A 24,635-nucleotide genomic window follows, 5' to 3' on the forward strand; every position below is an offset into this window, starting at 1 on the left:
ATTATGAAATAGGTACATAGAAATAAAAAATAAGTAGAACTCATTTTCACTGAGGATTAGTAGGTTCCGAGTAGAACTCAATAAGATCTCCTCTTGCTAATGTTTGATAATATTCAATAGGCCTTTCTAAAGAATCATAAGTGGTGCCTTCAATTGAAAGGCACGGAGTTTCATTTCCGATTCTAAGTAATTTACTTTCAACCGAATCAGATAAAGATATTCGCATATACTGTTTTTGTTTAGCCAATTTTAATCCATAGAATTCATCTAAGACCTGGTACAAGGATATTTTGTTTGATATATACTCTTCTATTTGTAAACAGAATTTGTATGGTATTTGACTTAATTCTATAGCAACCGGAATATCATCAATAATTCTTAATCTCTTTAAAGAAAAAACTTCTTCTCCATTAGAAATATTTAATTTATTTGCTAGAAACTCATCTGCTTTTTCAATTTTTGCAAAGATTGTCTCAGTAGTAGGTTTTAATCCTTTGTCTTCCATCCCTTTCGTGAAACTATTTACAGTTATAAAGTTCCATTGAATTTTACGGTTAGATATAAATGTACCTACGCCTACTCTTCGCTCTACAAACCCCTCTCTTTCCAATGTAGAAAGCGCGTGACGAGCTGTCATTCTACTCACTCCGAATTTATCAGCTAACTCCCTTTCTGAAGGAATCTTATCGCCGTACTTAAGGTTTCCATTTTTAATTTCCTCTATAAACATTGTTTTCAACTTTTGATAATAAGGAATTCCATCAATTTCTTTTTCCATTGTCTACCCCATTCTTTATATTTTCAATTTATACCTGTTATTAATAGATAATATATATATAAGTAAAAGTTTACAACCTTGGTATAAAGCTACAATTACTCAAATTCGTCAGATAAGGATTCTATAATTTCAGTTAACACCCTTTAAAATAAAAACACTATAATATTTCCAAGAATGATAACCTTTTATATGATTGTTATCCGGTGTAAGTATAAAATAAAATAGGAGACGGACTCAAATGCTAAAAGGCCCGCCCCCTAATAATTTAAAGGTACTCTAAAAGATCATACCAACTTTTTGGAGAGATTTGTCTTTTTGCTTAATCCATACCCAAATGCTCCGTAACTTTCACAGTTTTTTGCTGCTGCTATTGCTGATTGATTCAGTGCTTCATTTACATTGCCATGTTGATGATAATGGGTCAAAAACATTGAGATAAAGGAATCCCCTGCTCCTAGAGTGTCTATTACTTTTGCTTCAACGATAGGTTGTTTGTAAACTTGTTCATCTACTAAAAATAAGGCGCCCTTTTCTCCTCTTGTAATTCCAATAACTTTTGTTCCTAAGCTTTTTACGTAATGCATTAACTCAATACACTCTGTTTCGTTTAATTCGCTTCCTGAGAAAAAGCCATAATCAACATATGGGCAAACCTTTTTAAGGTATGCTTCTTCATGTCGGAAAGAAAAGTCAAAAGAAATAGCTATTTTATCCGAGAGCATAGGTAAATCTTGTTCTATATGACTGTATAAGCTTGTATGCATAAGATCATGAGTTGAAATATAGTTAAGGTCAGTTTCATCGAAATTTAATTTTATTAGGGCTTGTACGCCTCCATTATTTGATCCAACAAAGGTACGATCGTTATCTTCGTTAAGGGAGATTACAGATTCTCCATTTGGTCCATATGCTTTCCTGATTCTAGAAATATCAACATCTTCAGCCACTAAACTATTTACAATATGATTAGCCGCCAGATCGTTTCCAATCACTCCAATATAAGAGCTTTTCTCAACTCCATATCTTTTACATAAAACAGCTATGTTCAGAGCGTTTCCTCCTGGATAAATTTCGTCACGGTCTTGATAATAATCAACTACGTTGTCTCCTATTCCTATTACCTTCATTTCCCTTCACCTCTGTATCTATATTTCATTTGATAAGTAAGTTATTTAAATAAAAGTGAAGGATCTATTATTTAATTTAAAGTTATATTACTTTCTTTAACCCTATAATCAATTTAAAGATCCTTTTTATTTTCAAATATACTTTCAGTTTCAAACAGCATTCCTTGATAATGTACTTAAAAACTTTCTGATACGTTCATTACCATTGGTAGTATGAAAAAACTTTTCTGGTGGTGCATCTTGAACAATTACTCCCTGATCAATGAATATGACACGATCACCTACTTCACGAGCAAAGCCCATTTCATGGGTAACTACAGCCATTGTCATTCCTTCTAGTGCTAACTCTTTCATTACTATAAGAACTTCACCGACTAATTCAGGATCTAAGGCAGAAGTTGGTTCATCAAAAAGCAACATCTTTGGTTTCATAGCCAATGCTCTTGCAATAGCAATTCGCTGTTGCTGCCCCCCAGAAAGAGAATGAGGATACTGATCGCGTTTATCTGACAAACCGACTTTCTTTAACAAATATTCTGCTTCCTGGATTGCTTGCTCTTTTTTTATTTTCCTTACGTAAATAGGACCTTCAATAATATTTTCAAGAACAGTTTTGTGGGCAAACAAGTGGAAACCTTGAAATACCATTCCAATTTCAGCTCGAAATTTGCTTAATTCCTTGTCATTTCGTGAAGTATGCTTTCCATTTATATCTTTATAGAGAATTGACTCCCCTTCTAGCCTGATATCTCCTTCAGTAGGATACTCAAGGGCATTCATCATTCTCAGAAGAGTACTTTTTCCACTACCACTTGGTCCAACGATAACGACTACTTCACCTTTTCGTACTGATAAATCAATTCCTTTAATCACTTTTTTTTCATTAAAAGATTTTTTAATATTGGCTAGTTGTAACATTATTTTTATTACCTCGCTTTTCTAAATAATCTACAAGAATGGCAAGTGGATAATGTAGAGCCCAATAAATAATTCCGATCATCGTGAATATCTGTATATTTTGATATGTGGATGAAGCTAATAAATTTCCTTCATGCATTAACTCTGTCACTGTAATAACTGCTGCTAATGAAGAGTTTTTGATTAATACAATAGCTGAATTTCCGATCGCAGGAATGACATTTTTAATTGCTTGAGGGAGAATAATCCTACGCATTGAAAGAGAGTAATTCATTCCAATAGCCTTTGCTGCTTCCATTTGTCCTTTAGGAATGGATTTAATACCTGCTCGGAATGTTTCAGCTAAGTAAGCACTCTCATTAATAGAAAGAGCAACAATAGCTGCCTGAAAAGCACTTAACGAAAGACCTAAATCAGGAAAAACAAAGTAAACATACATCATTTGCACTAAGAGAGGTGTTCCTCTTACTATGCTGATATAAATACCACATACTTTATTTATAAATTTATTCGGCGTTATTTTACCAAGCGCAACCGCTAAACCAATAATAAGAGAGAGAATTAATGATATTATAGTTAATTCAATTGTAATAACGGTACCTTCAAGAAACCTTGGTGCAAATTCTCTCGCATTCGATAAAAAATCATTCATTGTTGGTCCCCTCCCTCTTCATTAATTAAAATCCCAATCCACACCCCATTTTTTATAAATATCTTTCAGAGTGCCATCAGCTTTCATTTCTTGAATTGCTTTGTTAAATTTTTTTACTAGTTCAGAGCGATCTTTGGATACGCCTATTCCAACTTCTCCTGTAAGAGAAGGAACATACCCCTCAACAATTCGATACTTCATATTAGGATTTTTAGCTTTAAAATAACTAAAGGTAGGAGCGTCTGCTAAAGCTGCATCTATACGGTTTGTTTGAATATCTTTTAGTAAATCGGATAGTGTTTGGTAAGTTTTCACTTTTATATTTAAATCTTTATTTTCTTTTTCTAGCATGTCTTTAAATGACGTCCCCATTTGAACCCCAATAACTTTTCCTTTTAAGTCCTTCAATGATTTTGTCGTTTTGTCGCGTTCTGGTACAATAAGGCCTTCACCAAAACCGAACACGGGATCTGTAAAGTTAATTTGTTTTTTTCTTTCATCAGTAATATACATAGCGTCAGCAATAACATCTGCCTTACCTGATTGTAAAGAAGGAATAAGCGAATTCCATTCCCCAGTTGATATTTGAGTTTTCACACCCGATCTCTTTGCTACTTCATTAACAATATCAATAATAAAACCTTCAATTTTATTGGTTTTTGGGTTTGTAGCATTAAATGGATATCCTCCAGCTGTAGTTATTACTTTAATTTCCTTATCGTTTTTTGAAGCTTCTCCACTAGTTGATGTATTTTTTCCACACCCCACTACCCCCATAAGTAAAATAAGAGTCACACATGCTATTAGAATTTTTTTCATTACAAACTTCCCCCTATATTAAAGATGTTCTTCTTTGTTAACCGCTTACAACCCCTCTTATAGATATTAGACAATAATGAAAATTCCTAAAATTATAAAGATAGGATTATCATATCACAGAAAAAATAAAATGGTATATACCAAATGGAATTTATTTAGACTACCACTTCAATTTAAATTTCCCAAACGTTTTCTTAGTTGGTAATGATAAAATAAAGGCCTCGGGGTCGATACCTTTTACTGCATGAGTTACTTCCATCCACTCTAATTCGATAATCAAACATAGCAACACCGTTTTTTTCTTTTCCTTGTATATATCGATATCCTTCCACGAGGTAACTTCTCTATCTAATTTTTTTGCCAGTAAGGAAGAGATTTCTTCCCCCTCGTTTGTAATAATCATGACGGCACTTTTCTCTGCAATGTTTAGAATGGCATCATATGTTTTAGTTCCTACAAAAAATGATAGGATGGTATACATAGCCGACTGAACATCGAAAATAAGCGCTGAAATGGCTACAATAGCGGCGCTAAAAATTAAGCTGAATTTTCCTATAGAAATGTTTGTATACTTAGCGATAACACGAGAAAGTATATCAAGCCCCCCTACTGATCCGCCTAGCCTAAGAATAATAGCAGCTCCACTTCCTGAAATGATTGCTCCATAAATACAACACAATAATATATCTTTAGTCCATATTAAGCGGACAGGAATCCATTCAAAAAAAAGAGAGGATACTATTACTGAAAATACAGTGTAAATAATAAACTTTTTACCAATATGAATGTACCCTAAGAACAGTAATGGAATATTGTAAACAAAATACTGTATCCCCATTTCCCATTCAAATAGATGATAAAAAATTGCACAAATTCCACCTAACCCGCCAGCTAGTAAACTTGAAGGTGTTAGCAAACAATTAGTTCCAAAAGCAAATAGAAAACAACCTACTGTAATTCCTGCTAGTTCATAAGTAATTTGATACTTACGAGCCACACTAAAACATCCTTTCACTCTCTCTCATAGAGTATCCTCTGTTAACTCTTCATTAACTCTAACTTCTTTATTATCCAGGTCTAATGAAAATGGATGTTAAAGGGAAATTATTTTATGATCAATACTTTTCCAAAAACTTTCTTCATCAGACACATGTATTCATACGTTAAAAATCTTAAATTTCCAGAAAAGTATTGACGTATGTAGTAATTAATAGATTTTTATTAATAAAGCCAGTAGTTTGAGAAACTTCCTTGAGGAGAACACTTACTTCCTATATTCCCCTCAAGTTTAACTACTTCTTAGTAAGCTACAGTACGGTAATACCTTCTTTTATCTAAGGAATGATTGCGCTTATTTTCTAGATGAACACTTACTCGTTGAAGTAGACTTCCTAAGACTAGTGGAGGGAAATATTGACGAAATTCTGGACTAATCCCATCAAGCGTATAATCTTGAGTATCAAAGATAGTAAGCTTGTCAGTATATTTCTCAGCAAAACGCTCTACTCTCTCAGCTAAAGGTCTCGTAGCGTCTTCCCCTTTAAGTAAGATAATACTGGTGTCTCTTTCAACCAGCTCAATTGTTCCATGGAAAAATTCTGCTGCATGTACAGACTTTGTACGAATCCATTGCATCTCTTCCAGTACGCACATACTATATGCATAAGTTCTTCCCCATGCCGTTCCTGATCCAATTAACATATGATAATCTTCATCTTTATATTTGTCTGCGAATTCTTTAGCTTTTTCTTCTGTCTGTTCTTTTACTGAAATTAAATTTTCAGGCATTTTCTCTAACTCTGATACAAATTGTTCGTATTTCGCGAATTCTCCATTATTGTGCATTAGTCTAAAGATAATCATATACATTTGAAGATTTATTGAATCAGCAGCGTAGTCGTTTTCTGCGTAGTTAGCTATTGGATAATCTACGATGTTTGCTAATGGAGTATCCATTTCTCCCACTAACCCAATAGTAGTTGCTCCTCTTTCCTTACAATATTGTGCTGCTTCAACAGTCTCTTCTGTTGTACCGGATAGAGAAGAGAGAATAACAACTGAATTTTCATCAAATTGCTTATGGCTTTGTAGCATAAACTCAGAAGCAATTTCAGCATAAGCAGGAATAGATGAAGTAGAATTCCATATGTATTCAAATGGATACATAATAGCGATAGAACCACCTGATCCAATAAGGAATAAATTTTTAAATTCTTTTTTTGAAACTTCATCCATTTTCTTTTCTATTTCTGCTCTTAATAAAACTGCTCCATTTGTTACTTTTAAGTAGTTCTGTGTATTAAACTTTAACATTTAGCAATCTCTCCTCTTAATTTTCAATTTAGCTACCTAATGGTATATACCATTAGGTATAAAAAATATAATGGTATATACCATTTGTAATTTAGATTATAACACGCAAAATTATAGGATTCAATATAAATATTAAAAAATTCTGATAATTAAAATAGTACTAGGACAACCCTTGCATCTACTAAGCCCGCTTCAAGGTTCAATTTATGTCTTAGTGGGACTCCTAGGTATTGATATAGATGATTATATTCGCTTTGCTGCCAAGTATGTCCTTGGAACAGCGTTAGTTATGAAGATTGTAGCTATATTATTTGAAATACTATCTATATAAATAATTTATAAAAACATAAAAAAGGAGAGCTGATTCTTCAAAACAGTTCTCTTTTCTATTAATTTGTTTTCAATTGTTTGAATAATAAGGGGATGTCTATATCCACGAAATTAAAAAATGGTGCCTACGTAATTCCACTTAAGGTTTTAAATCAACTCCACCTTTTCACCTTTTCACCTATTCAAATAAATACTGCACTCCATATAACAAATATGCTTTGTAATGAAGGTAGATAACAAATTGAAAATGACTTAACCTTTTCAGACTTACAATTTTCAATCTTTTAAGAACATCAATAAAGTAAAAAGCAAAGATTCCATCAACTATAACATTCAGTAATAAAAACTTCTTAAAGTTTCCATACGAAGATTTAAGCAGCCACATTGAAAGAGGCATATAAGGCCCAATGCTAAAAGGAAGCTCATCTTTTATACACGAATCTTTTTTATCATAAAATTTCCACTATTTCTTCTGATGTCCATACAAATGATTAATAATTTCAAAGATAATAATAAAAATCCTCGCTAACGAATAACGTCTTATGCTGCGTTTCCCTATAAATAACAACGATAACCACGGGATTGCTATTATAGATAGGTTAAATCCTAAGTGTTTTCTTGGTATCATAAGTGAACTAACCTCAACGCACTTTATCTAGTTCTTCTTATAGTGTCCGCCTATTACAAAAAAAACACAGACCATCCAATGGTCTGTGTTTTTTATTAATGTGCTTTTTGTTCAACATTAACTCTCTTGATAAAGAACGAGATAACCAATCCAACAATGGAAACAATGATCGCAAAGACAAACGCGTGTTGAACACCGTTGGTAAAGGCAAGAATTTGATTTAGTGGATCCATTTTATCTGATACCGTCTCAAGGAAGCTTCTTGAACCTGATGAAAGAATGGAAATTCCAACAGCTGTTCCAATTGCGCCAGAAACCTGCTGTAAAGTGTTCATAATCGCTGTTCCATGCGGGTACAGCTCAGGTGGAAGCTGGTTTAATCCGTTTGTTTGAGCCGGCATCATAATCATCGAAATGGCTATCATAAGCGCAATGTGCAGAGCAACGATAAACCCTGTTGACGTTTCCAGCGTTACGGTTGAAAAACCATACATGGTGCCGGCTACAATCACAAGACCAGGGATAACTAACCATTTGGGACCAAAACGGTCAAATAATCCCCCCATAACCGGTGAAAGAATTCCGTTAATCACTCCTCCAGGAAGAAGCATTAGGCCAGCGGCAAAGGTTGATAAAGCTAATGATGTTTGTAAGTACAAAGGTAAAATCATCATCGCAGACAATAGTACCATCATGCAGACTAGAATTAATAAAAGACCAATTGTAAACATTGGATACTTAAAGGCTTTAAGGTCTAACATTGGCTCTTTCATCTTCGTTTGACGAATAGAGAATGCAACTAATGCAATAGCTCCAATCACAAGAGTTAGAATAACCTGTAGACTTCCCCAGCCTCCGCCTTCTCCGGCGCTGCTAAATCCAAACACGATTCCTCCAAAACCGATTGTTGAAAGAACAACAGAAATCATATCGATTTTTGGCTTTGTTGGTGTGGTAACGTTCTGCATAAAGAAAGCTCCAAACACTAAGGCAACAAATAACAGCGGAAGTGAAATCCAGAAAATCCAGTGCCATGTTAATGTTTTTAAAATTAAGCCTGATACAGTTGGTCCAACAGCTGGCGCAAACATAATAACAAGGCCGATGATCCCCATTGACTTTCCACGCTTATGCGGCGGGATAATAACAAGAATCGTGTTAAACATAAGCGGTAAAAGTAAAGCAGTTCCAACCGCTTGCACGACACGGGCAATCATGAGTACCCCAAATGTTGGTGCAACAGCGGCAATAAATGTTCCAATAATCGAGCAAATTAGAGATGCTATAAAAAGCTGTCTGGTCGTAAACCGCTGAAGAATAAAACCTGAAATAGGTACCAAAATTCCTAACGTTAACAGATACCCTGTTGTCAGCCATTGTGCGGTTGTTTCGTGAATGCCAAAGCCAGAAATTAGCTCCTTTAACGCCATATTTAAAGCTGTTTCACTAAATAAACCAATAAATCCAGCAATAAGAAACGACGTAATAATCGGCAGCACTTTGATGTTAGAGCTTTCGGCTGCTGTTTGTTGATTACTCATATTAAATTGTCTTCCTCTCTTTTACATACTCTTTTTGGTGAACGTTTTTCTATCTCAATGATAAGTTGATTAGCAGACAAACAATGCATATTGATATAAAGATTAGTGATAAGTTTAAGGCATTATGTTGACTAAGTTTTTTCTTTCTCTTCTCTTTTGACCGAAGTGCTTTTTGTCTTTTAAATTCGTTTCTTTCCACAGATACCTCTCCATTTCATTTCTAAATCAACTTTAGAAACCTTCCTATGTAAACTAATTTCCATTCATAATCTGGAATTTTTAATAAGTAAGTTAAAACGAAATAGAACTATAAAATGAATTTCATTTTACATAACAGGAATATTGTAACACAGCTATAAGTACTGTTTCTATCTAAAATATACTAAATAACAACAGCTATATACCCAACTTGGTACCATGTGACAATTAAAACTTGGTTCTGTTATATGCTTTTTGTTCTGTTCGCCCTAATAGAACACAGCTAACTTTTTAATCATCAGTCAAAAGAAAGAGTATCAGAAATGAAGTAATAGTAAAAATTGATACTATGGAGGTGTTTTCTTATGAAAAAGTATGAAGTAACGTTTCATCTAATTAATGGTGAAATAAGTCATTTAGTTGAAGCTAAATCACTTATTCGTGCAAAGAACTACATACAGTATAGGTTTGAAGACAAAAGTAAAATATTGGATCTAACAAATGATTTGGTCATTGTTAAAAGGAACGTCCAATACTTTACGGTAGTTGAAAAAGAATAATTAGCTATGTAAAAGGACGTTATCACAAAAGTAATGTCCTTTTATATGGATGTAATATCTTATAGGGTAGTCTCTTTTTCCCATTCTATCACTAAAATTTTCCTCCAACTTGAAGCCAAAATAGATTTGGCGCCCTCCAAGCGTATCTTTAATTTAAGCCTACTAATTTTCCTTTTTTGATAAAATTTCGCATTCCATACTTTTCTCCTTAAAAATATTAGATCAACTAAGAAAAAAGCTAAATATATGTATTTAATATGCAGAGAGAAGCTCTCTGAAGAAATTATCTTTGAAACAAACAACTCGAATTCACATACTAAATATATCTAAATAAAAGGCTCTATTAAATTTTGGTATTGATATTAAGCGTAAAAACAGAACTCCCTATTTTATGAAAGTTCTGTTTTGTTTATTCGCTTACTATGTATATTTTCTGCGTCACAACGTAATTTATAAAAATCCACATACCTGTAAAGAGTACGTATAGAAATGAAAAGAGCAAACTCTCTTACACGTGAGTTTGCTCTTTCTGTTCTTTATTCAAATTTCTTCAGTTTAACTTATTGTCCTATATCCTTCATCCTTTTAAGAGCTTTTCTATATTCTTGATCTCTCATACGCAGCATTTTATCAGCAGAAGGTTTAGGCTGACCAAACTTTTTTAAAGCTGCTCTATACTCGCTGTCACCAATGACTCGATTCGAAACAGCCTCTTTAGGCGAACGCTCAAAAACGGGAGTATCTTTTTTAATGTGAACCTCTTCGGTACTCTGCTTTTCTTTATCATGCGGCTTATGAGCCAGCTTGTGGCCTTTACCTGTTAGGAACATCAAAAACGAAAGAATGAATACTAAAATGCTTAATACACATGAAAACGTAGAAAATGTATGATAAGTAATGATTTCAGATTTTACATGTAGAGACTGAGTGAAATTTTCTTTACTAGCCACCTGGCTCTCTCCGCTTACCGTTGCAAAGTGACCTTTATACACCTTTGCAAAGACAATACTGCTGATTACAGGGATGACCGCAGATACTGTAACTCTTATAAATTGAACCGTGACCATCCGAGGGACTAAACTTGGTAGTGGTCCGCCTAAAGCTGCACCCATAAGACCTGCAGCAACTGTGAAACCCACTCCTGCAATTAAAGCGGCAAAGCTACTAACAAAGAGAAAAGCTGAAGCATGACCGTCTAAATAAATCCATTGTATGTTCACTCCCATAATAATGACCGCTCCTATAATACCTAATACGCCCGGTCCAACTTTATCATATAATACGGCACTTAATATGGCGGCAATTACTATTCCAGCAAAAAGCCCGATATAGATCAGTGAAGTGTCTCCTTTATCAAAACTAGATCTACTTTTAAGCAATCCTTGTAGAGATAAAAGAGTTAAACTCATACTAACATTGCCTATAACAGCAATTAAGATAGCGAGAGCTGGTTTTCGAGAAGCCACTAATCGAAAGGGAATTAAAGGATTTTTAATATGCCATTCTGCGGCGAATAAAAAGCATAGAAAAATGATGCTTCCCACTATGCCTATCCATACATAAGTAGATGTCCACCCTGATTTTTGGAGATTAAGTAATGTAAACGTAATAAATGCAGTAACCATAAACATTAATGCTACACCGATGATGTCAAATGGTTCATGATGCTTGTGCTGTTGCTTGGCATGATCATTTGTTAAAAATTTGTAGCTGAAGCATATTCCCAGTAAGGAAAGGACGGCCGCTATATAGAATAACCATCTCCAGTGTCCGTAGCTGTTCACTAACATTCCGAGAAAAATGCCCACAACGCTAGATCCATAAAATCCGCCGATAAGAATTAGTAATGCCAAGTTCCGTTTCTGAATCGGAAAAGAAAGAACCAGCATTGGAATCATCATCATAAGTGCTAAACCTGTTCCTGTTCCTTGTAAAAAACGACCAATGCCCATTCCTAAGAAGCTGTTAGAAGCAATGCTTACAATAGCTCCTATAAAAAACAGACACATCGAAAGAACATACGTCCTTCTCTCCCCTAACTTATGTCGAAGAATAGGTCCAAACGGAATACAAAATGCAAAGCTCATAACCCCTATTAAAACCGGTGTTATCGAAATATAAGATTGATTATTAAACGTTTGTTGGAGAATTTCACGTATAGAATTTAATGAAGTGTTTAACATTAAACCAGGACCAATAGCTAAAACTGCCAGTAAGGAAAGCCCCCGATGTTTTTCTATTTTCATACTACAATTCCTTTCTGCCTTTCATGATTGTAAAAAACTAAAAATGCGGCGTTCATGTTTCTTCAAACCATCACGGTAGCTATGATAAAGAAGAAAGATATTTATCCGCATTTGAACAAACTAAAAAATAAAGCTTCAGTAAGGAAGCTTTATTTTATTTTCTAAACCCGCCACTCGAATTGGCCCTAAAAGTGTTAGGCTGGTTAATTTATCAGCCATAAATGCAGGGCTAAATTTCATATCACTTTCTAACCAAGAACAAATGACACCTATATGAGCTGATGTGATATAGCTAATCAGAATATCTTCAGGGATATCAAGTCCATCCTCTGCTTCTCCAATTGAAGAGATCAGCTCTCCATACACTCTTTTCTTTACAATTTCCGTCATATGACTTCTAAATTGAGGCAACCCTCGATCACTTAGCATAACTTTAAAATAATCGGAATGGTCATAGATGAATTCAAAAAGCTTTAAGAAAGAAACGGATTCATCATTTTCTTCTACTGCTGCGGGATCCTCATTATTTTGTTTAGGCTTTACTTTCTCTATTAGCTCTTCTAGAACTTCATTCATACTCTGCATGAGAAAGTCTTGCTTATCTTGGTAATGCAAATAAAAGGTTCCCCGCGTTAATTCCGCTTTTTCCGTAATTTCTTGAATTGTAATGGATGTGACGTCTTTCTCTTTAAGAAGTTCGACTAAAGCGTCTCTTAAGTATTTATTTGTTCTTTTTATCCTAGGATCTACTTTTGTTTTTTTAGACATCGTTCGTCTCCTTGTATAACTTTTATTAAATATATGATTGTAACTTGCATAGTTGCAGTCATTGAGACCTTTTCTGATGATTGACTATTTAAACTATCCTGTATCATCAATGTACATTCTATACACGATGTAAACTAATGAACATTATGTATATTAAGTTTTACAAAGTATAACCAATCTGTCAATATCGAAAATTGGTTAAGAACAAATCTTTTGATCGTTATATATGGATTGCGTGAACTTGAGAGTGAAATCTTTTGTATGAAGAAAAAGAACTGAAGGTTGTAACCAGTGATGTAAGATCTGCTTAGCTTTTATATAGCAAATTAATAAAATACAAACCACATCTTCTTTGTTTTCAGTAATTAATTCTTCTCGAGAAAGGTCTACCTTCTAAGGTAGACCTTTCTTTTTTATATCCATATAAATAACGCATACAGAAGTACAATATAATATAGAAACGAATCTAGATTCTATGAAATGGTTTACCATATCTTAAAGATAAGAAATTCTTCGTAATGAGCATTGGTTGGCTTCTTGCTGCAATTCCGGAGCATAGTAACTCAATTTTTTAATAAAATAACAAGTCTCAGGAAAATGATGTATCAGAAACCTTAACGTTTCCTTATTTAATAGCTTGTTCTCCTTGTACTTTTCAGTCATAGCATAAACAAACTGGCTCATCTCAATAGTTGTTTTCCCCACTTCTAAAGCAAATTCTGTTTGTCTTGCAAAACCTGGCTGCTTAAACCGCAAATAACCTTTTAAATGATGATTCTGTACAATGAATGCCTGAAATTTCCCGATATATAAATCTGCTTGTTTAGATATCATAATCTCAATCGGATCAAGCAGGTTTTTAAACAAAACAGCATGTCCAAGCTGATCTTCGAGCCATAAATCCATTAATTCGACTAAGCTAAGGGGAACCGGCTCCTTTCCTTTTACTAGATAAGATAAAAATCTTAAATATTCCTGATTTTCACTTAACGTACCATTAAGATAGGTTGGAGATAAGTTTAGATTCACTGCGTTTTCAATTCGAAGAGCTTGAAGAGACCCTTCAAAATCAAAATATCCTTTGGTAATTGGCCAGGCCTTTCTCGAGAATTCTATTAATGCAGGATCGTTGTGCATAACATCAGGGGATAAATAGTTCAGTTGTTTTAGCAAGTCATCAAACAAATGAATATATTGCTTAGCTGTTCGGACGTATTCGACTTCCTTCACCGATAAGTGATCTCGTACAAAATAAGCATGGTCCTGAATTATTTCTAACCAAAATAAATGTTCCTCCCATAATGAAATCATTACTAGCTCTCCCTTCGGTTTCCTTACTACTACATGTTTATTAGAAGCTTTAGAAGAAATGAACCAAAGTAATAAAAAACAGGATCTCTTATTTCATCACATAAACACTCATAAAAAAGGGAATATATATACATATCCATATTTTTAAAAAGGGAGTATATCAGTTGAAGAAAAAAGATAAATTGCTAATCATTTTAATGACGATTTTACCTTGGCTTAGTATTCCGTTTATTGGTAAAAAAGCGCTAAAAAGATTCCTTCCAGGGAGTCTTTTTATGAGTTTGTATCTTATTGCCGAAGGCAGGTTTGCAGAGAAGAAAAAATGGTGGTGGTTTCCGTACTCAATCAAGCCGAATGTTCTAGCAGAATTACCATTAATATTTGGCCCCTTTTTAGTTGGAGCTTTGTGGATATTAAAATATACTTACGGAAAGTTCAACTTATATCTTTTAGTAAATATACTTATTGATTCTTTTTTTACTTACTTCGGACTAAAATGGTTAAAAAAAATAGGATACGTCTCTTTAGCCCGGTTGACTAGATTTCAATTATCCATTGTTTTTTTAATAAAAACGTTTGTGCTGTATGGGTTTCAGATTGTTTATGAAAAGTGTTGCCACCTATCAAAGAATTCGTCTTTATAAATTTTGCAGTCTAAGATAAAAAAACAAAACAAAATGTCTATAAATGGGAGTACATTAAAGAAGAACATTAATGAAATAGATACTAATTGCTAAGTGGAATTATGATTTTTTAGATACTATGTAGTTGTAGTTACCTCAGGAAGCTAATGAATCCTATGTCTTAAGGCTTAAAAAGAGTGAAAATAAGGTTAAATAAAAAAAGAAGTCACCTTTTGGTAACTTCTTTTTTTACTATGCATATGTGATTAAAACAAATAACATATAAGTGTTTTATTTTTCACTATCTTCCTCAGCAGGTTTTCGTTTATGTTTCTCACTAATAATTTTTTTGTTCAGTATCCTTACCTCATCCACCATCAGCAGCCTCATATCTTTTACAATATATTTTGCTAATTCTTCATCAGAGATATCATCACCCTCAATATCGAGACGAAATTCCTGCCCTTGTATTCCACCGCCATTAGTAAAATCGACTTCAAAGTCAAAAATGACTCTTTTATCCATGTCTAATCCACCTTACTTTATTTTAATTACCTAATATATATTCGGTTTATGAAAACAAATTCCCGATCTAACTATCTAAGGAAGCATATTGTCTGATAAGTCCTGATAAAAGAACTTTTAAGTTCTAGAATGTTATTTAAAAAGGACAATGGGTTGAATAAGCTCCGCTCTATTAACTCATCTTAACAGTGTAACTATATTTGAAGGGAGATTTAAAAATGAGTCAGAAACGCGATAAAGGCAATAGTCAAAAAGGCAAATCAACTAGCAATACGGTAGATCCAGTAATCGCAGCAGAAGACGTGGAAAAAGCAATTTTTCCAACTAACAAGCCTCCTGGCAATGCAAAACCTTAAATAAAAATTAGAGCTGTATTATTAGCTGCCTATTTGGCAGCTTTTTCATTAAGAAAAGAAGTTAATTAATAAATACGAGTAGTGAACAAAGTATTGATTTTTCAGGTTTTATTTGAGTACTGAAGTAAGGTTGCACGTCTACTCATGAGATTAAAAAATGAACTGTAGGAAGCTATGTGGCGACAATTATCTAGTATCTCCTCTTTAAACTATTTTATCTTGACACTGTTCTAAAGGCGTGATTAGATATAATTGTTAACTTTAAATATAATTAAGTTAACATATATTTATTTCGGTGGTGAAAGTGTATTGAATTGGGAAGAAGATATTAAGAGAGAACTTGCCTATTTAGATGAGATTTTTCAAAAACGGCACCTTGTTACTACAGAATTTGCTGAACAACCATGGCTTACAGTCAATGGCCATAGGATGTTAAACCTTGCCTCTAATAACTATTTAGGCTACGCAGGAGATAAGGGGCTGAAGAAAGCAATGAGTGATGCTGTGATGACATATGGAATAGGAGCAACGGCTTCACGCTTAATAGTAGGAAATCACTCTCTTTATGAGAAAGCAGAACGAGCACTTGTTAATTGGAAGAAAGCTGAGGCAGGACTTATTATCAATAGTGGTTATAATGCAAACCTAGGAATCATCTCAGCCTTGGTTCCGCGTAATGGCTTCATCTTCAGCGATAAGTTAAATCATGCAAGTATCATTGATGGGGCCCTGCTGAGCCGTGCAAAGCTGCAACGCTATCGCCATAACGATATGAACCACCTAGAAAATTTATTAAAAAAAGTTCCCTTAGAGTCACGGAAGTTAATTGTAACAGATACTGTTTTCAGCATGGATGGTGACTTCGCCAAGCTCAAGGAGCTTGTTAAATTGAAAGAGCAGTATAACGCCCTACTAATGGTTGATGAGGCTCACGCAAGCGGTATATACGGGAAAAATGGTGAAGGATATACGCATTTTCTTGATCTGCAAGATAAAATTGATATTCAAATGGGAACGTTTAGTAAAGCGCTAGGGTCATTTGGAGCTTATGTTACTGGAAAACAGTGGCTCATAGCTTATTTAAAAAATAAAATGCGAGGATTCATTTATTCAACTGCTCTTCCCCCTGCTATACTCGGTGCAATAACGGCTGCGATTAAAAAGGTACAACAAGACATAGAGCGTCGCACACTTCTTCAAGAAAATGCATTATTTTTTAGAAGAGCACTTACATACGAAGGATTTAACACATGCAAAAGTCAGTCTCAAATCATTCCAATTTTAACGGGAGGAAACAAAAGAACAATGCAGTTTGCAGAGCGTTTACAGAAAGAAGGAATTGCTGCTATTGCAGTTAGGCCCCCTACTGTTCCTGAAAACAAAGCAAGAATTCGTTTTACTGTAACAGCAGATCATACTCGAGAAGATTTAGATTGGGCCATAAAAAAAGTTTCTCTAATTGGAAAAGAAATGAGTGTGATTCAATGAAACAATCCACTATTATAATATTTCCTGGATGGGGAATGGAAAAAGCAGCGTTTCACCCAATCAGAAAATCATTGTCTACTATATGTAACGTTTTATGTACAGACTGGAGAGGTGTAAAAGAACTAAGTGACTTTAGAGAGCGAGCAATCCAATTGCTTACTTCCACTCAAGGTACTGTTTATTTAATGGGTTGGTCATTAGGTTCCCTTGTAACGCTTGAACTTGCAAGTTTATACCCTAACAAGATAGAAGGACTCATATTGATTGGCGGAACTAGTCGCTTTACAAATGACGTGCATAATACATTTGGATGGGAGCAACGCATCGTTGAACGTATGAAAAAACAGCTACAGCGTAATAAAGAAAAAACCCTCACTTCATTTTATAACGCTATGTTCACTAAATCTGAAAAAGAAGAGAAGTTTCATCATCAATTTATGGAATTTGCTCAGCGTAATTATCAAGGAGACAGTACGCACTCCCTCCTTACAGGGCTGGATTATTTACTCCAAAAAGATGTTAGAATGCAACTCGATCAAATTCAAACTCCTTGTTTGTTGATCCATGGAGGAGATGATCAAATATGTTTACCTGAGTCTTCTTCTTTCATAGCTGAAAGAATTGGTGGAAAAGCGCAGCTGTGTATTCTAGAAAAAGCTGGCCATATTCCTTTTTTTACAAAGCCTCAGCACTGTACGCAACTTATAGAAAAATTTCTCGAAAAGGAGCTCATTTATGATTAATAAGCAACTTTTAAAGAAAAGGTTCAATAATCATGCTAAAACTTATGATGCTTATGCCGATGTACAAAAAAGCATGGCACACCAGTTAATAGATCAACTTTCCACCAACTTCTTTAACCAGGAAATAGCTATTCTTGAAATTGGCTGCGGTACGGGTTATTTAACACAATTATTGTGCAAAAAATTTCCTAAGGCTGCTATTACAGCAGTTGATTTGTCATCAGGAATGATTGAGTTAGCAAAGAAAAAAGTAACGGAAGATCGAGTTTCATTCATATGCGGAGATATCGAGGAACTAAGTATAGAAAGGCAGTATGACCTTATTATTTCGAATGCAACATTTCAGTGGTTTAATAGTCTCCATACGACAATCAAAAAATTGTATAAACAACTTAAGCCTGCAGGCAGCCTGCTATTTTCAACCTTTGGTAATGGTACATTTCAAGAGCTTCATTCATGCTACAGTCATGCGAAACAAAAGCTTGGTCTTTTCAGTAACAGTTCACCTGGTCAATCGTTTTTTTCTCTTGAAGAGTTGTCTCAAATTTGTGAACAAGCATTAGTTCCATTGAGAGAGCATCCATTTAAACTATCAAAAATGGAGAAACTAGAGGTTCAATACTTTCCGACCGTTCAGGCATTTTTTACATCAATAAAAAAAATTGGAGCAAGTAACAGTAACGAGGAAAACTACTGTCAACGTCCTTCATTTTTTCGTCAGTTAATCAATTTATATGAAAATAATCATCGTGACGAAAATGGCGTAAAAGTAACCTATCATTGCTTAATGTTTAATATTACAAAAACGAACCAATAGCCAATCCAGCCCTGGTTACTCTCTAGAAGTGATGAATTTCCGCCCGTAAAAAAGGGTACTCTTCTATTTAGAAAAGTACCCTTAAATAATCAATTAGATTTAATTAACTTACTGTTTTTTAGAAACTAACTCAATAATATTTGTTATACCTTGCTCATTGTACCCTGTTTTTAATAACTGTATTTGATTATGTTCAGATAAATTTGTAAAAATGATTGGTGTAACAAGTGATTTAGCACTTTGTTTAATGTAGTTTAGGTCTATTTTTAAAAGCGGGGTTCCTTGTTTAACCTTTTCTCCCTCTTTAATTAGACATGTAAACCCTTTCCCATTTAAGTTCACTGTTTCTAACCCTACGTGAATTAATAACTCTAGACCTTGATCTGTTTTTAGACCTATGGCATGTTTTGTAGGAAAGATGCTAACAACCTCCCCATTGATAGGAGAAACAAGAGTATTATTAGTTGGTTCGATGGCAAAACCGTCTCCCATCATCTTTGAAGAAAAAACGGCATCAGGAACTTCTTCTAGAGGCACAATATATCCGTCAAACGGAAGGTTGAATGCGCTTCCTAAAGTTGTATCGTTCATTTCTTTTTTCTCACCTGTTGCAGCAACTTCAGTTTTTGTCTTCGCTTCAGGTACTTCTTTGTTATTAGAGCCTTCTGTAATAGCCTCTTTTGGTATGCCAAATAAATATGTGCAGATGAACCCTCCAGCATATCCTGCAAGTAAGCCGATGATATATTTCAGCCATAAACCATGAGCAATTAATGGAATTAAAGCTAGGCCAGATGGACCGATAGCAATGGAACCAACATTTCCGAACATTCCAATTACAGCTCCTCCAATTCCTCCACCGATACAAGCAGTAATGAACGGGCGTCCTAATGGAAGAATAACTCCATAAATAAGTGGTTCTCCAATACCTAATATTCCGACAGGAAGAGCCCCTTTAATAATGGTAACAAGTGATTTATTTTTACGACAACGAACCCAAAGTGCTAAAGTTGCACCTACTTGTCCAGCACCAGACATTGCAAGAATCGGAAGCAAGATGGTCATACCGGCTGTGTTAATCATTTCAATATGAATAGGGATTAATACTTGATGCAGACCTAGCATCACCAATGGTAAAAATGCCACTCCTAGTACAAAACCTGCAAAAACCCCTCCACGTTCAAGTGTCCAATCTATTCCACCAATTAAATTACTAGAAATGAGACCTGCAAAAGGCATAATAAAGAAAATCGTTAACAATCCGACAATCAGAAGAGCAATTGTTGGAGTTACAATAATATCGATTGCATCGGGAATAAACCTACGTAAGAATTTTTCTAAAAATGAGAGTAACCATACAGCAATCAAAACCCCAATAACCCCGCCTTGCCCAGCAGTTAGAGGCTGATCAGTAAAGATATTCATAATAGGAAATTCTTCTGTAACTCCCGTTAAAAGGGTGATACCCCCGATAACTCCACCTAGGGCTGGAGTAGCTCCAAACTCTTTTGCTGCGTTAATACCTACATAAATAACTAAATAGCTGAAGATTGCATTTTTAATTACATTAAGAATCGTCACGTATTGTTGCCAAGTATCTTTATCAAGATCTCCCGCGGTTATGCTATTGGCTAAAATAGAGGCAATACCAGCTATTAAACCTGCACCTACGAATGCTGGGATTAAAGGTATGAAAATGCTTCCAACTTTTCGTAAAAAATTTTTGAATGGCGTATTGTTTTTCTTTTTTAGCTCAGACTTCATATCTGTACCTTTTGAAGTCAAATCTTCAGATGAAGGAGCTGCAGAATCTTCTTGAAGTACAATACCAAATTGTTCAGCAACTTTCGTAACTACTCCTGGTCCTAGGATAATTTGATACGTATCATCATTGACAACTCCTACCACTCCTTTCACTTGTTTTATACTTGCTTCATCGATTCTATTATGATCCACTGGAGTGACACGGAGTCTTGTCATACAGTGTGTATAATTCGCTATATTAGAACTGCCTCCAAGAGCTTGAAGCAGTTCTTTAGCTGTTTGATGATGTTTACTCATAGTTGTTTCCATCTCCCTTATAGTTTCGCTACTTAATTCACGATCGCTTGACGGATAAATCCTTGTGTTTGTTCTAAGCGATGTAAAGATTCCTCACATGAAAGGCCTGTCAAAATCATGACTATAGCAAGCTTAGAATTACAATTTGCTTTTGCTAAGTACTCTTCTGCCGTATCATACGTGCATGAAGTTGCTTCCATCACAATTCGTTTTGCGCGTTCTACGAGCTTTTCATTCGTCAGCTGAACGTCTACCATTAGATTTCCATACACTTTTCCGATACCTACCATGGAAGCTGTCGAAAGCATGTTACAAACCAATTTTTGTGCTGTTCCAGCTTTTAAACGAGTCGAACCTGTTAATACTTCAGGACCATTTATTACTTCAATTGCAATGTTTGCTACCTTTCCAATATCAGAACCTTTATTGCAACTAACAGCTACTGTCTGAGCTTCAATTGAGTTCGCATATTCTAATGCTCCAATGACATAAGGTGTACGACCACTTGCTGCAATCCCCACAACGATGTCCGCCTTAGTAAGTCGAATGTTTTGTAAGTCTTCCATGCCTAACTCTTTACTATCTTCTGCTCCTTCTACTGCTTTAATAAAGGCTTTTTCTCCGCCGGCAATTAAACCTATTACTTCATCTGGACTTGTACCAAATGTAGGCGGACACTCAACAGCATCAAGCAAGCCGATGCGTCCACTGGTTCCTGCACCTATATAAATAAGGCGCCCCCCTTGTTTCTTAGCTTCTATAATAGCTTCTACAGCTTTTGCAATAGAAGGAAGTTCTTTTTTTATCGCACTCGCAACTTTTTCATCTTCTTCATTCATGGTTGTAAGAAAATCAAAAATGGACATTTCATCCAGATTCATTGTTTTTTCATTACGAGTCTCAGTAGTTAAATGTTCAAGCATTTCTTATCATCCTATCTTTGTTTTTGTTTGAAATCGTTCTCAAGTACAGAATAACGTGTTTGAAATTTAATTTCAACAATTATTTTAAAATGTTAAAATTAAATTTCAAAAACTATAGTAATATGTGACTTTTAACAAACATCATATGACTAAATCTTAGTAAATAAGACAAGTTTCGCTGTATAAAGATCAAGCATTTCTTATACCAATACTGACTCCTTGCCTACTGTAGGAAGGATTCTTTTTTACATACGTTCCTAAATAGGCCATTATGGTAACTAAAGATGTATACGATACATCGCTTAAAAACAGAAAAACAACTGACCTCAATCAGTGGTTTTTCTGTTTATTAAAAAGTAGTCAAATAATGCTTCATCCATCTTGAGTAGTTATCCAAAAATCATATGATAAGTAATTTTATTATTAGTATATATGCATTAATACTGGCTATTTAATCAAACCTAATTTTGCTGCTACGCTATAACCTGATGAGTTAAATTTAAATCGATTACGAAGTTCAATAAGGTTCGGTCCAAAGCTTGACTCTAAGATCTCTCGATGTTTTTTCATCATTTCATAGATATACAAGTCGTGAATGATTACTTCTGTAATTGGCATAACTAATCCTGGATGCATCGTCCAGGCAGCACGGCTGTCCTTACCAAGTGATAGTATACCTGCAACTACCTCTCGATCATCAGCGCTTAGAACAATCCATCGTCCCCCATATTCATTGGTTATTTCTTCGCTTGCATCATGCTGATGAACCTGCGCAAAATCAAATACTAAATCTCCATAAGACACAATTAAAATTTCTACGCCTCTTTTGGCTGCTGCTTGTAATTCTTCTTTTAATTCCTGGGCATCTTCTGACCATATTTCCAATAGAATACGCCCTGTAGCTTCTTTTATAGCTTCCTTTGTGCGATTTAATATAGGCTCATACCCTGTAATGTTCCAAATATTTTCTCTGTTTAAAGATACATAAGAATAATTTTCGAGAGCTTCCTCAGCTACTTCCAACGAGGATTCAGCTTTACGTTTTTTCAAGTTGATTAATTCATTAGGAGGTAACGGTGTGTACAGAGCAGGATTTTCATGACTGACCATGATTTCTCCTCGATCTACTAGTCCTCCCAATACTTCATAAATTTTAGATCTGGGCACTCCAGAATTTAATGAAATAGCATACCCTGAAAGAGGAGATTTTTCTAGTAAAGCTAAATATGCTTTTGCCTCATATTCAGTAAAATTAACATCTTTCAAAATTTTTATTATATCTAGTGTCATGATTGGTCCTCCTTGATAATACCGGGATAGAGTCAATAATTTCAAACTAAGTATACCATTAGTGCCCTTGACAGTTGGGTTTAAAAATTATAATTTAATTTTAGTTGCTACAAAAGTAGCTACCTAATAGTTTCTAATACTGCTTGGAGGTGTACTAATGGATACAATGATAGCGAAACAACAAGAAAGCTTAAAAATAAGAAAGGTTAGAAGAGGAAATGGTTTATACATAAGTGCTTCCGTAATAGCCGTCCTTTTATGGAGTACATCGTTTGTGGGGACAAAAATAGCCTATACCTCTTTTCCACCCCTTACATTAGGAGCAGCTCGTTTTGTTATAGCTGCTGTTATTTTAGGACTTATTCTCTTAATCAGGAAAGATAAAACAAAGCCTTCATTCAAGGATATAGGATTAATGTCTATAAGCGGTGTACTAGGCACTACCCTTTATTTTTCTCTGGAGAACATAGGAGTTGAATTAACAACAGCATCCAATGCCGCTATTATTGTAGCGTCGTATCCTGCTATAACGGTTTTAATGGAATTTCTCTTTTTTAGAAAAAAGACATCATGGGTAAAGGCCATAGGAATTGGAGTAGCGATGATAGGTGTATATCAAATATCCTATAGTCCTGAAACTCAGACAGATGATAAACAATTAATTGGCAATATTATATTAATTGCGGCAGGTTTTATTTTTGCTCTCTATAACTTCACAACTCGTAAAGTTGTCAAAAAATATTCCATGATTACGATCTCTTTTTATCAAACTTTGGCAGGAGCCATTACCTTTATTCCATTAGCCTTTATAGAGAAGTCAAGTTGGCAAACACCAGATATAAGATCATTTCTAACCTTATTGTACCTAGGCGTTTTCTGCTCGGTTATCGCTTTTTTATTATATAATTTTGGATTACGCAAATTATCTTCTAGTTCTGCGATGACGTTAATGAATCTTGTTCCTATTTTTGGTGTGTTATTTTCTGTTCTGCTCCTTAATGAAGTGGTAGGCATAAACCAATTTATTGGTGGAATCATTGTCCTTTTAGGTGTAGTTTTGAGTATGAGAGAACCGAGTAAAAAGCATGTTTTAGAAAACAAGTAAAAAATATGCACTATGTACACAAAAGATTCTTGATTAAGCACCAGAAGCTTTTCTTTATATATATAAGTTATCAATAGCTTGCACAAACTAAAAAAGACGCTATGATAGAGTCAATTACGACTACAATTCAATGAATGGGAGAAGACCATCTCTTTTGACTGGTAAGAGGTGGTCTTTTTCTATTTTTAAACTGTATATAATATATAGATTTAGTTAGGGTACTCACACTTATACGAAATAAGCCAACAAATACACTTAACATGAATAAAGTATGAAAACTTGATCAAACTATGGAATAAATGGAGAGATGTTCATTCTCAATTTCTCATTATGTAGTATAAGCAACCTATAAAAAGAGCTTCCCTTCGGCAGACCGGGGAAGTTTTTCTCTTTATATGATATATTTCATACATTTTTAGTCATCACCATTCACGTTACTAGAATTCTTATTAGCAAGAATACAGGACTTTTTTATAGTGAACGTAGTTTCTTCATAATAAATAATAAAAATTTTG

At 34.6% G+C, this 24,635-nt stretch carries 22 protein-coding genes and 2 pseudogenes; 7 read left to right on the top strand and 17 right to left on the bottom strand.

All coding sequences use genetic code 11. The features are described from left to right. Positions 1-46 precede the first annotated feature (46 nt). From OK414_RS19385 to OK414_RS19425, 9 genes and pseudogenes are all read right to left on the bottom strand, one after another. Entirely contained in the window at positions 47-778 is a 732-nt protein-coding gene (locus tag OK414_RS19385; RefSeq protein WP_034649852.1) for a GntR family transcriptional regulator, read from the bottom strand. A 284-nt stretch (positions 779-1,062) separates the two neighbouring features. After that, on the bottom strand, positions 1,063-1,905 hold the full coding sequence (locus OK414_RS19390) for a PfkB family carbohydrate kinase (protein ID WP_034649850.1): 843 nt from the start codon (positions 1,903-1,905) through the stop codon (positions 1,063-1,065). Positions 1,906-2,055: 150 nt separating this feature from the next. Then, positions 2,056-2,823 (bottom strand): amino acid ABC transporter ATP-binding protein, encoded by a 768-nt coding sequence (locus tag OK414_RS19395; RefSeq protein WP_034649848.1) that lies wholly within the window; start codon positions 2,821-2,823, stop codon positions 2,056-2,058. Then, the gene (locus OK414_RS19400) at positions 2,801-3,475 is read right to left on the bottom strand and encodes an amino acid ABC transporter permease (protein ID WP_034649845.1); all 675 of its coding nucleotides are present in this window, start codon (positions 3,473-3,475) and stop codon (positions 2,801-2,803) included. The genes OK414_RS19395 and OK414_RS19400 overlap by 23 nt, the downstream gene beginning before the upstream one ends. Before the next feature lie 21 nt (positions 3,476-3,496). Next, positions 3,497-4,294 carry a substrate-binding periplasmic protein gene (locus tag OK414_RS19405; protein ID WP_095378514.1) on the bottom strand — a complete coding sequence of 266 codons (798 nt, stop codon included), beginning with the start codon at positions 4,292-4,294 and terminating at the stop codon, positions 3,497-3,499. A 160-nt stretch (positions 4,295-4,454) separates the two neighbouring features. Continuing rightward, a complete protein-coding gene (locus tag OK414_RS19410; protein WP_051975562.1) occupies positions 4,455-5,291 on the bottom strand; it encodes a YitT family protein in 837 nt (278 codons plus the stop codon). Between the two features lie 302 nt (positions 5,292-5,593). Further along, positions 5,594-6,607 carry an SIS domain-containing protein gene (locus tag OK414_RS19415; RefSeq protein ID WP_216874620.1) on the bottom strand — a complete coding sequence of 338 codons (1,014 nt, stop codon included), beginning with the start codon at positions 6,605-6,607 and terminating at the stop codon, positions 5,594-5,596. A 508-nt stretch (positions 6,608-7,115) separates the two neighbouring features. Then, positions 7,116-7,565: pseudogene (locus OK414_RS19420) on the bottom strand (hypothetical protein). Positions 7,566-7,660: 95 nt separating this feature from the next. Next, positions 7,661-9,106 carry a DHA2 family efflux MFS transporter permease subunit gene (locus OK414_RS19425; RefSeq protein WP_216874618.1) on the bottom strand — a complete coding sequence of 482 codons (1,446 nt, stop codon included), beginning with the start codon at positions 9,104-9,106 and terminating at the stop codon, positions 7,661-7,663. Between the two features lie 563 nt (positions 9,107-9,669). Between OK414_RS19425 and OK414_RS19430 the strand changes: the two genes are divergently transcribed. Continuing rightward, positions 9,670-9,864 (top strand): hypothetical protein, encoded by a 195-nt coding sequence (locus tag OK414_RS19430; RefSeq protein ID WP_034649834.1) that lies wholly within the window; start codon positions 9,670-9,672, stop codon positions 9,862-9,864. 560 nt (positions 9,865-10,424) lie between these two features. On the opposite strand, the gene OK414_RS19435 is transcribed toward OK414_RS19430, so the two are convergent. The 3 genes from OK414_RS19435 to OK414_RS19445 form a co-directional block, all read right to left on the bottom strand. Next, positions 10,425-12,110, bottom strand: coding sequence for an MFS transporter (locus OK414_RS19435; RefSeq protein ID WP_263044950.1), 1,686 nt, complete (start codon positions 12,108-12,110; stop codon positions 10,425-10,427). 135 nt (positions 12,111-12,245) lie between these two features. Further along, entirely contained in the window at positions 12,246-12,878 is a 633-nt protein-coding gene (locus OK414_RS19440; RefSeq protein ID WP_034649830.1) for a TetR/AcrR family transcriptional regulator, read from the bottom strand. 495 nt (positions 12,879-13,373) lie between these two features. Then, positions 13,374-14,189 (bottom strand): DUF2935 domain-containing protein, encoded by an 816-nt coding sequence (locus OK414_RS19445; protein ID WP_013084377.1) that lies wholly within the window; start codon positions 14,187-14,189, stop codon positions 13,374-13,376. A 164-nt stretch (positions 14,190-14,353) separates the two neighbouring features. Between OK414_RS19445 and OK414_RS19450 the strand changes: the two genes are divergently transcribed. Beyond that, on the top strand, positions 14,354-14,833 hold the full coding sequence (locus OK414_RS19450) for a hypothetical protein (protein WP_016766325.1): 480 nt from the start codon (positions 14,354-14,356) through the stop codon (positions 14,831-14,833). A 270-nt stretch (positions 14,834-15,103) separates the two neighbouring features. Here the strand turns inward: OK414_RS19450 and OK414_RS19455 are convergent, their stop codons facing one another. Further along, the gene (locus OK414_RS19455; RefSeq protein WP_095378520.1) at positions 15,104-15,337 is read right to left on the bottom strand and encodes a cyclase; all 234 of its coding nucleotides are present in this window, start codon (positions 15,335-15,337) and stop codon (positions 15,104-15,106) included. A 218-nt stretch (positions 15,338-15,555) separates the two neighbouring features. Between OK414_RS19455 and OK414_RS19460 the strand changes: the two genes are divergently transcribed. The 4 genes from OK414_RS19460 (at position 15,556) to bioC (ending at position 18,741) form a co-directional block, all read left to right on the top strand. Then, complete coding sequence (locus tag OK414_RS19460) at positions 15,556-15,693, top strand: hypothetical protein (RefSeq protein WP_013084380.1); 138 nt, start codon at positions 15,556-15,558, stop codon at positions 15,691-15,693. A 309-nt stretch (positions 15,694-16,002) separates the two neighbouring features. Further along, positions 16,003-17,181 (top strand): 8-amino-7-oxononanoate synthase, encoded by a 1,179-nt coding sequence (gene bioF / locus OK414_RS19465; RefSeq protein ID WP_016766327.1) that lies wholly within the window; start codon positions 16,003-16,005, stop codon positions 17,179-17,181. Next, positions 17,178-17,924, top strand: a complete 747-nt coding sequence (locus OK414_RS19470) for an alpha/beta fold hydrolase (protein WP_205661784.1) — start codon at positions 17,178-17,180, stop codon at positions 17,922-17,924. The genes bioF and OK414_RS19470 overlap by 4 nt, the downstream gene beginning before the upstream one ends. Next, on the top strand, positions 17,917-18,741 hold the full coding sequence (gene bioC / locus OK414_RS19475; RefSeq protein WP_095378524.1) for a malonyl-ACP O-methyltransferase BioC: 825 nt from the start codon (positions 17,917-17,919) through the stop codon (positions 18,739-18,741). The genes OK414_RS19470 and bioC overlap by 8 nt, the downstream gene beginning before the upstream one ends. Positions 18,742-18,849: 108 nt before the next feature. On the opposite strand, the gene OK414_RS29925 is transcribed toward bioC, so the two are convergent. The 4 genes and pseudogenes from OK414_RS29925 to OK414_RS19490 all read right to left on the bottom strand — a co-directional run bounded on the left by OK414_RS29925 (position 18,850) and on the right by OK414_RS19490 (position 23,015). Further along, complete coding sequence (locus tag OK414_RS29925; protein ID WP_053215331.1) at positions 18,850-19,332, bottom strand: PTS glucose transporter subunit IIA; 483 nt, start codon at positions 19,330-19,332, stop codon at positions 18,850-18,852. 78 nt (positions 19,333-19,410) lie between these two features. Next, positions 19,411-20,802, bottom strand: a pseudogene (locus OK414_RS19480) (PTS transporter subunit EIIC); the annotation flags it as partial. A gap of 32 nt (positions 20,803-20,834) precedes the next feature. Continuing rightward, positions 20,835-21,725 carry an N-acetylmuramic acid 6-phosphate etherase gene (murQ, locus tag OK414_RS19485; RefSeq protein ID WP_263044951.1) on the bottom strand — a complete coding sequence of 297 codons (891 nt, stop codon included), beginning with the start codon at positions 21,723-21,725 and terminating at the stop codon, positions 20,835-20,837. A 447-nt stretch (positions 21,726-22,172) separates the two neighbouring features. Further along, entirely contained in the window at positions 22,173-23,015 is an 843-nt protein-coding gene (locus OK414_RS19490; RefSeq protein WP_034649819.1) for a TrmB family transcriptional regulator, read from the bottom strand. 157 nt (positions 23,016-23,172) lie between these two features. Between OK414_RS19490 and OK414_RS19495 the strand changes: the two genes are divergently transcribed. Next, positions 23,173-24,120 carry a DMT family transporter gene (locus tag OK414_RS19495; protein WP_034649816.1) on the top strand — a complete coding sequence of 316 codons (948 nt, stop codon included), beginning with the start codon at positions 23,173-23,175 and terminating at the stop codon, positions 24,118-24,120. Positions 24,121-24,635: the final 515 nt, after the last annotated feature.

This window comes from Priestia sp. JV24 (genome assembly GCF_025910025.1).
GTDB lineage: Bacteria > Bacillota > Bacilli > Bacillales > Bacillaceae_H > Priestia > Priestia megaterium.

Bases quoted from the DNA above. Each gene is read 5' to 3' on its own strand.
- OK414_RS19425 (WP_216874618.1), bottom strand. From the start codon at position 9,106: ATGAGTAATCAACAAACAGCAGCCGAAAGCTCTAACATCAAAGTGCTG.
- OK414_RS19395 (WP_034649848.1), bottom strand. From the start codon at position 2,823: ATGTTACAACTAGCCAATATTAAAAAATCTTTTAATGAAAAAAAAGTG.
- OK414_RS19405 (WP_095378514.1), bottom strand. From the start codon at position 4,294: ATGAAAAAAATTCTAATAGCATGTGTGACTCTTATTTTACTTATGGGG.
- OK414_RS19440 (WP_034649830.1), bottom strand. From the start codon at position 12,878: ATGTCTAAAAAAACAAAAGTAGATCCTAGGATAAAAAGAACAAATAAA.
- murQ (WP_263044951.1), bottom strand. From the start codon at position 21,725: ATGCTTGAACATTTAACTACTGAGACTCGTAATGAAAAAACAATGAAT.
- OK414_RS19400 (WP_034649845.1), bottom strand. From the start codon at position 3,475: ATGAATGATTTTTTATCGAATGCGAGAGAATTTGCACCAAGGTTTCTT.
- OK414_RS19490 (WP_034649819.1), bottom strand. From the start codon at position 23,015: ATGACACTAGATATAATAAAAATTTTGAAAGATGTTAATTTTACTGAA.
- OK414_RS19415 (WP_216874620.1), bottom strand. From the start codon at position 6,607: ATGTTAAAGTTTAATACACAGAACTACTTAAAAGTAACAAATGGAGCA.
- OK414_RS19435 (WP_263044950.1), bottom strand. From the start codon at position 12,110: ATGAAAATAGAAAAACATCGGGGGCTTTCCTTACTGGCAGTTTTAGCT.
- OK414_RS19455 (WP_095378520.1), bottom strand. From the start codon at position 15,337: ATGGATAAAAGAGTCATTTTTGACTTTGAAGTCGATTTTACTAATGGC.
- OK414_RS19470 (WP_205661784.1), top strand. From the start codon at position 17,178: ATGAAACAATCCACTATTATAATATTTCCTGGATGGGGAATGGAAAAA.
- OK414_RS29925 (WP_053215331.1), bottom strand. From the start codon at position 19,332: ATGAACGATACAACTTTAGGAAGCGCATTCAACCTTCCGTTTGACGGA.
- OK414_RS19460 (WP_013084380.1), top strand. From the start codon at position 15,556: ATGAGTCAGAAACGCGATAAAGGCAATAGTCAAAAAGGCAAATCAACT.
- OK414_RS19445 (WP_013084377.1), bottom strand. From the start codon at position 14,189: ATGATTTCATTATGGGAGGAACATTTATTTTGGTTAGAAATAATTCAG.
- OK414_RS19385 (WP_034649852.1), bottom strand. From the start codon at position 778: ATGGAAAAAGAAATTGATGGAATTCCTTATTATCAAAAGTTGAAAACA.
- bioC (WP_095378524.1), top strand. From the start codon at position 17,917: ATGATTAATAAGCAACTTTTAAAGAAAAGGTTCAATAATCATGCTAAA.
- OK414_RS19390 (WP_034649850.1), bottom strand. From the start codon at position 1,905: ATGAAGGTAATAGGAATAGGAGACAACGTAGTTGATTATTATCAAGAC.
- OK414_RS19495 (WP_034649816.1), top strand. From the start codon at position 23,173: ATGGATACAATGATAGCGAAACAACAAGAAAGCTTAAAAATAAGAAAG.
- OK414_RS19430 (WP_034649834.1), top strand. From the start codon at position 9,670: ATGAAAAAGTATGAAGTAACGTTTCATCTAATTAATGGTGAAATAAGT.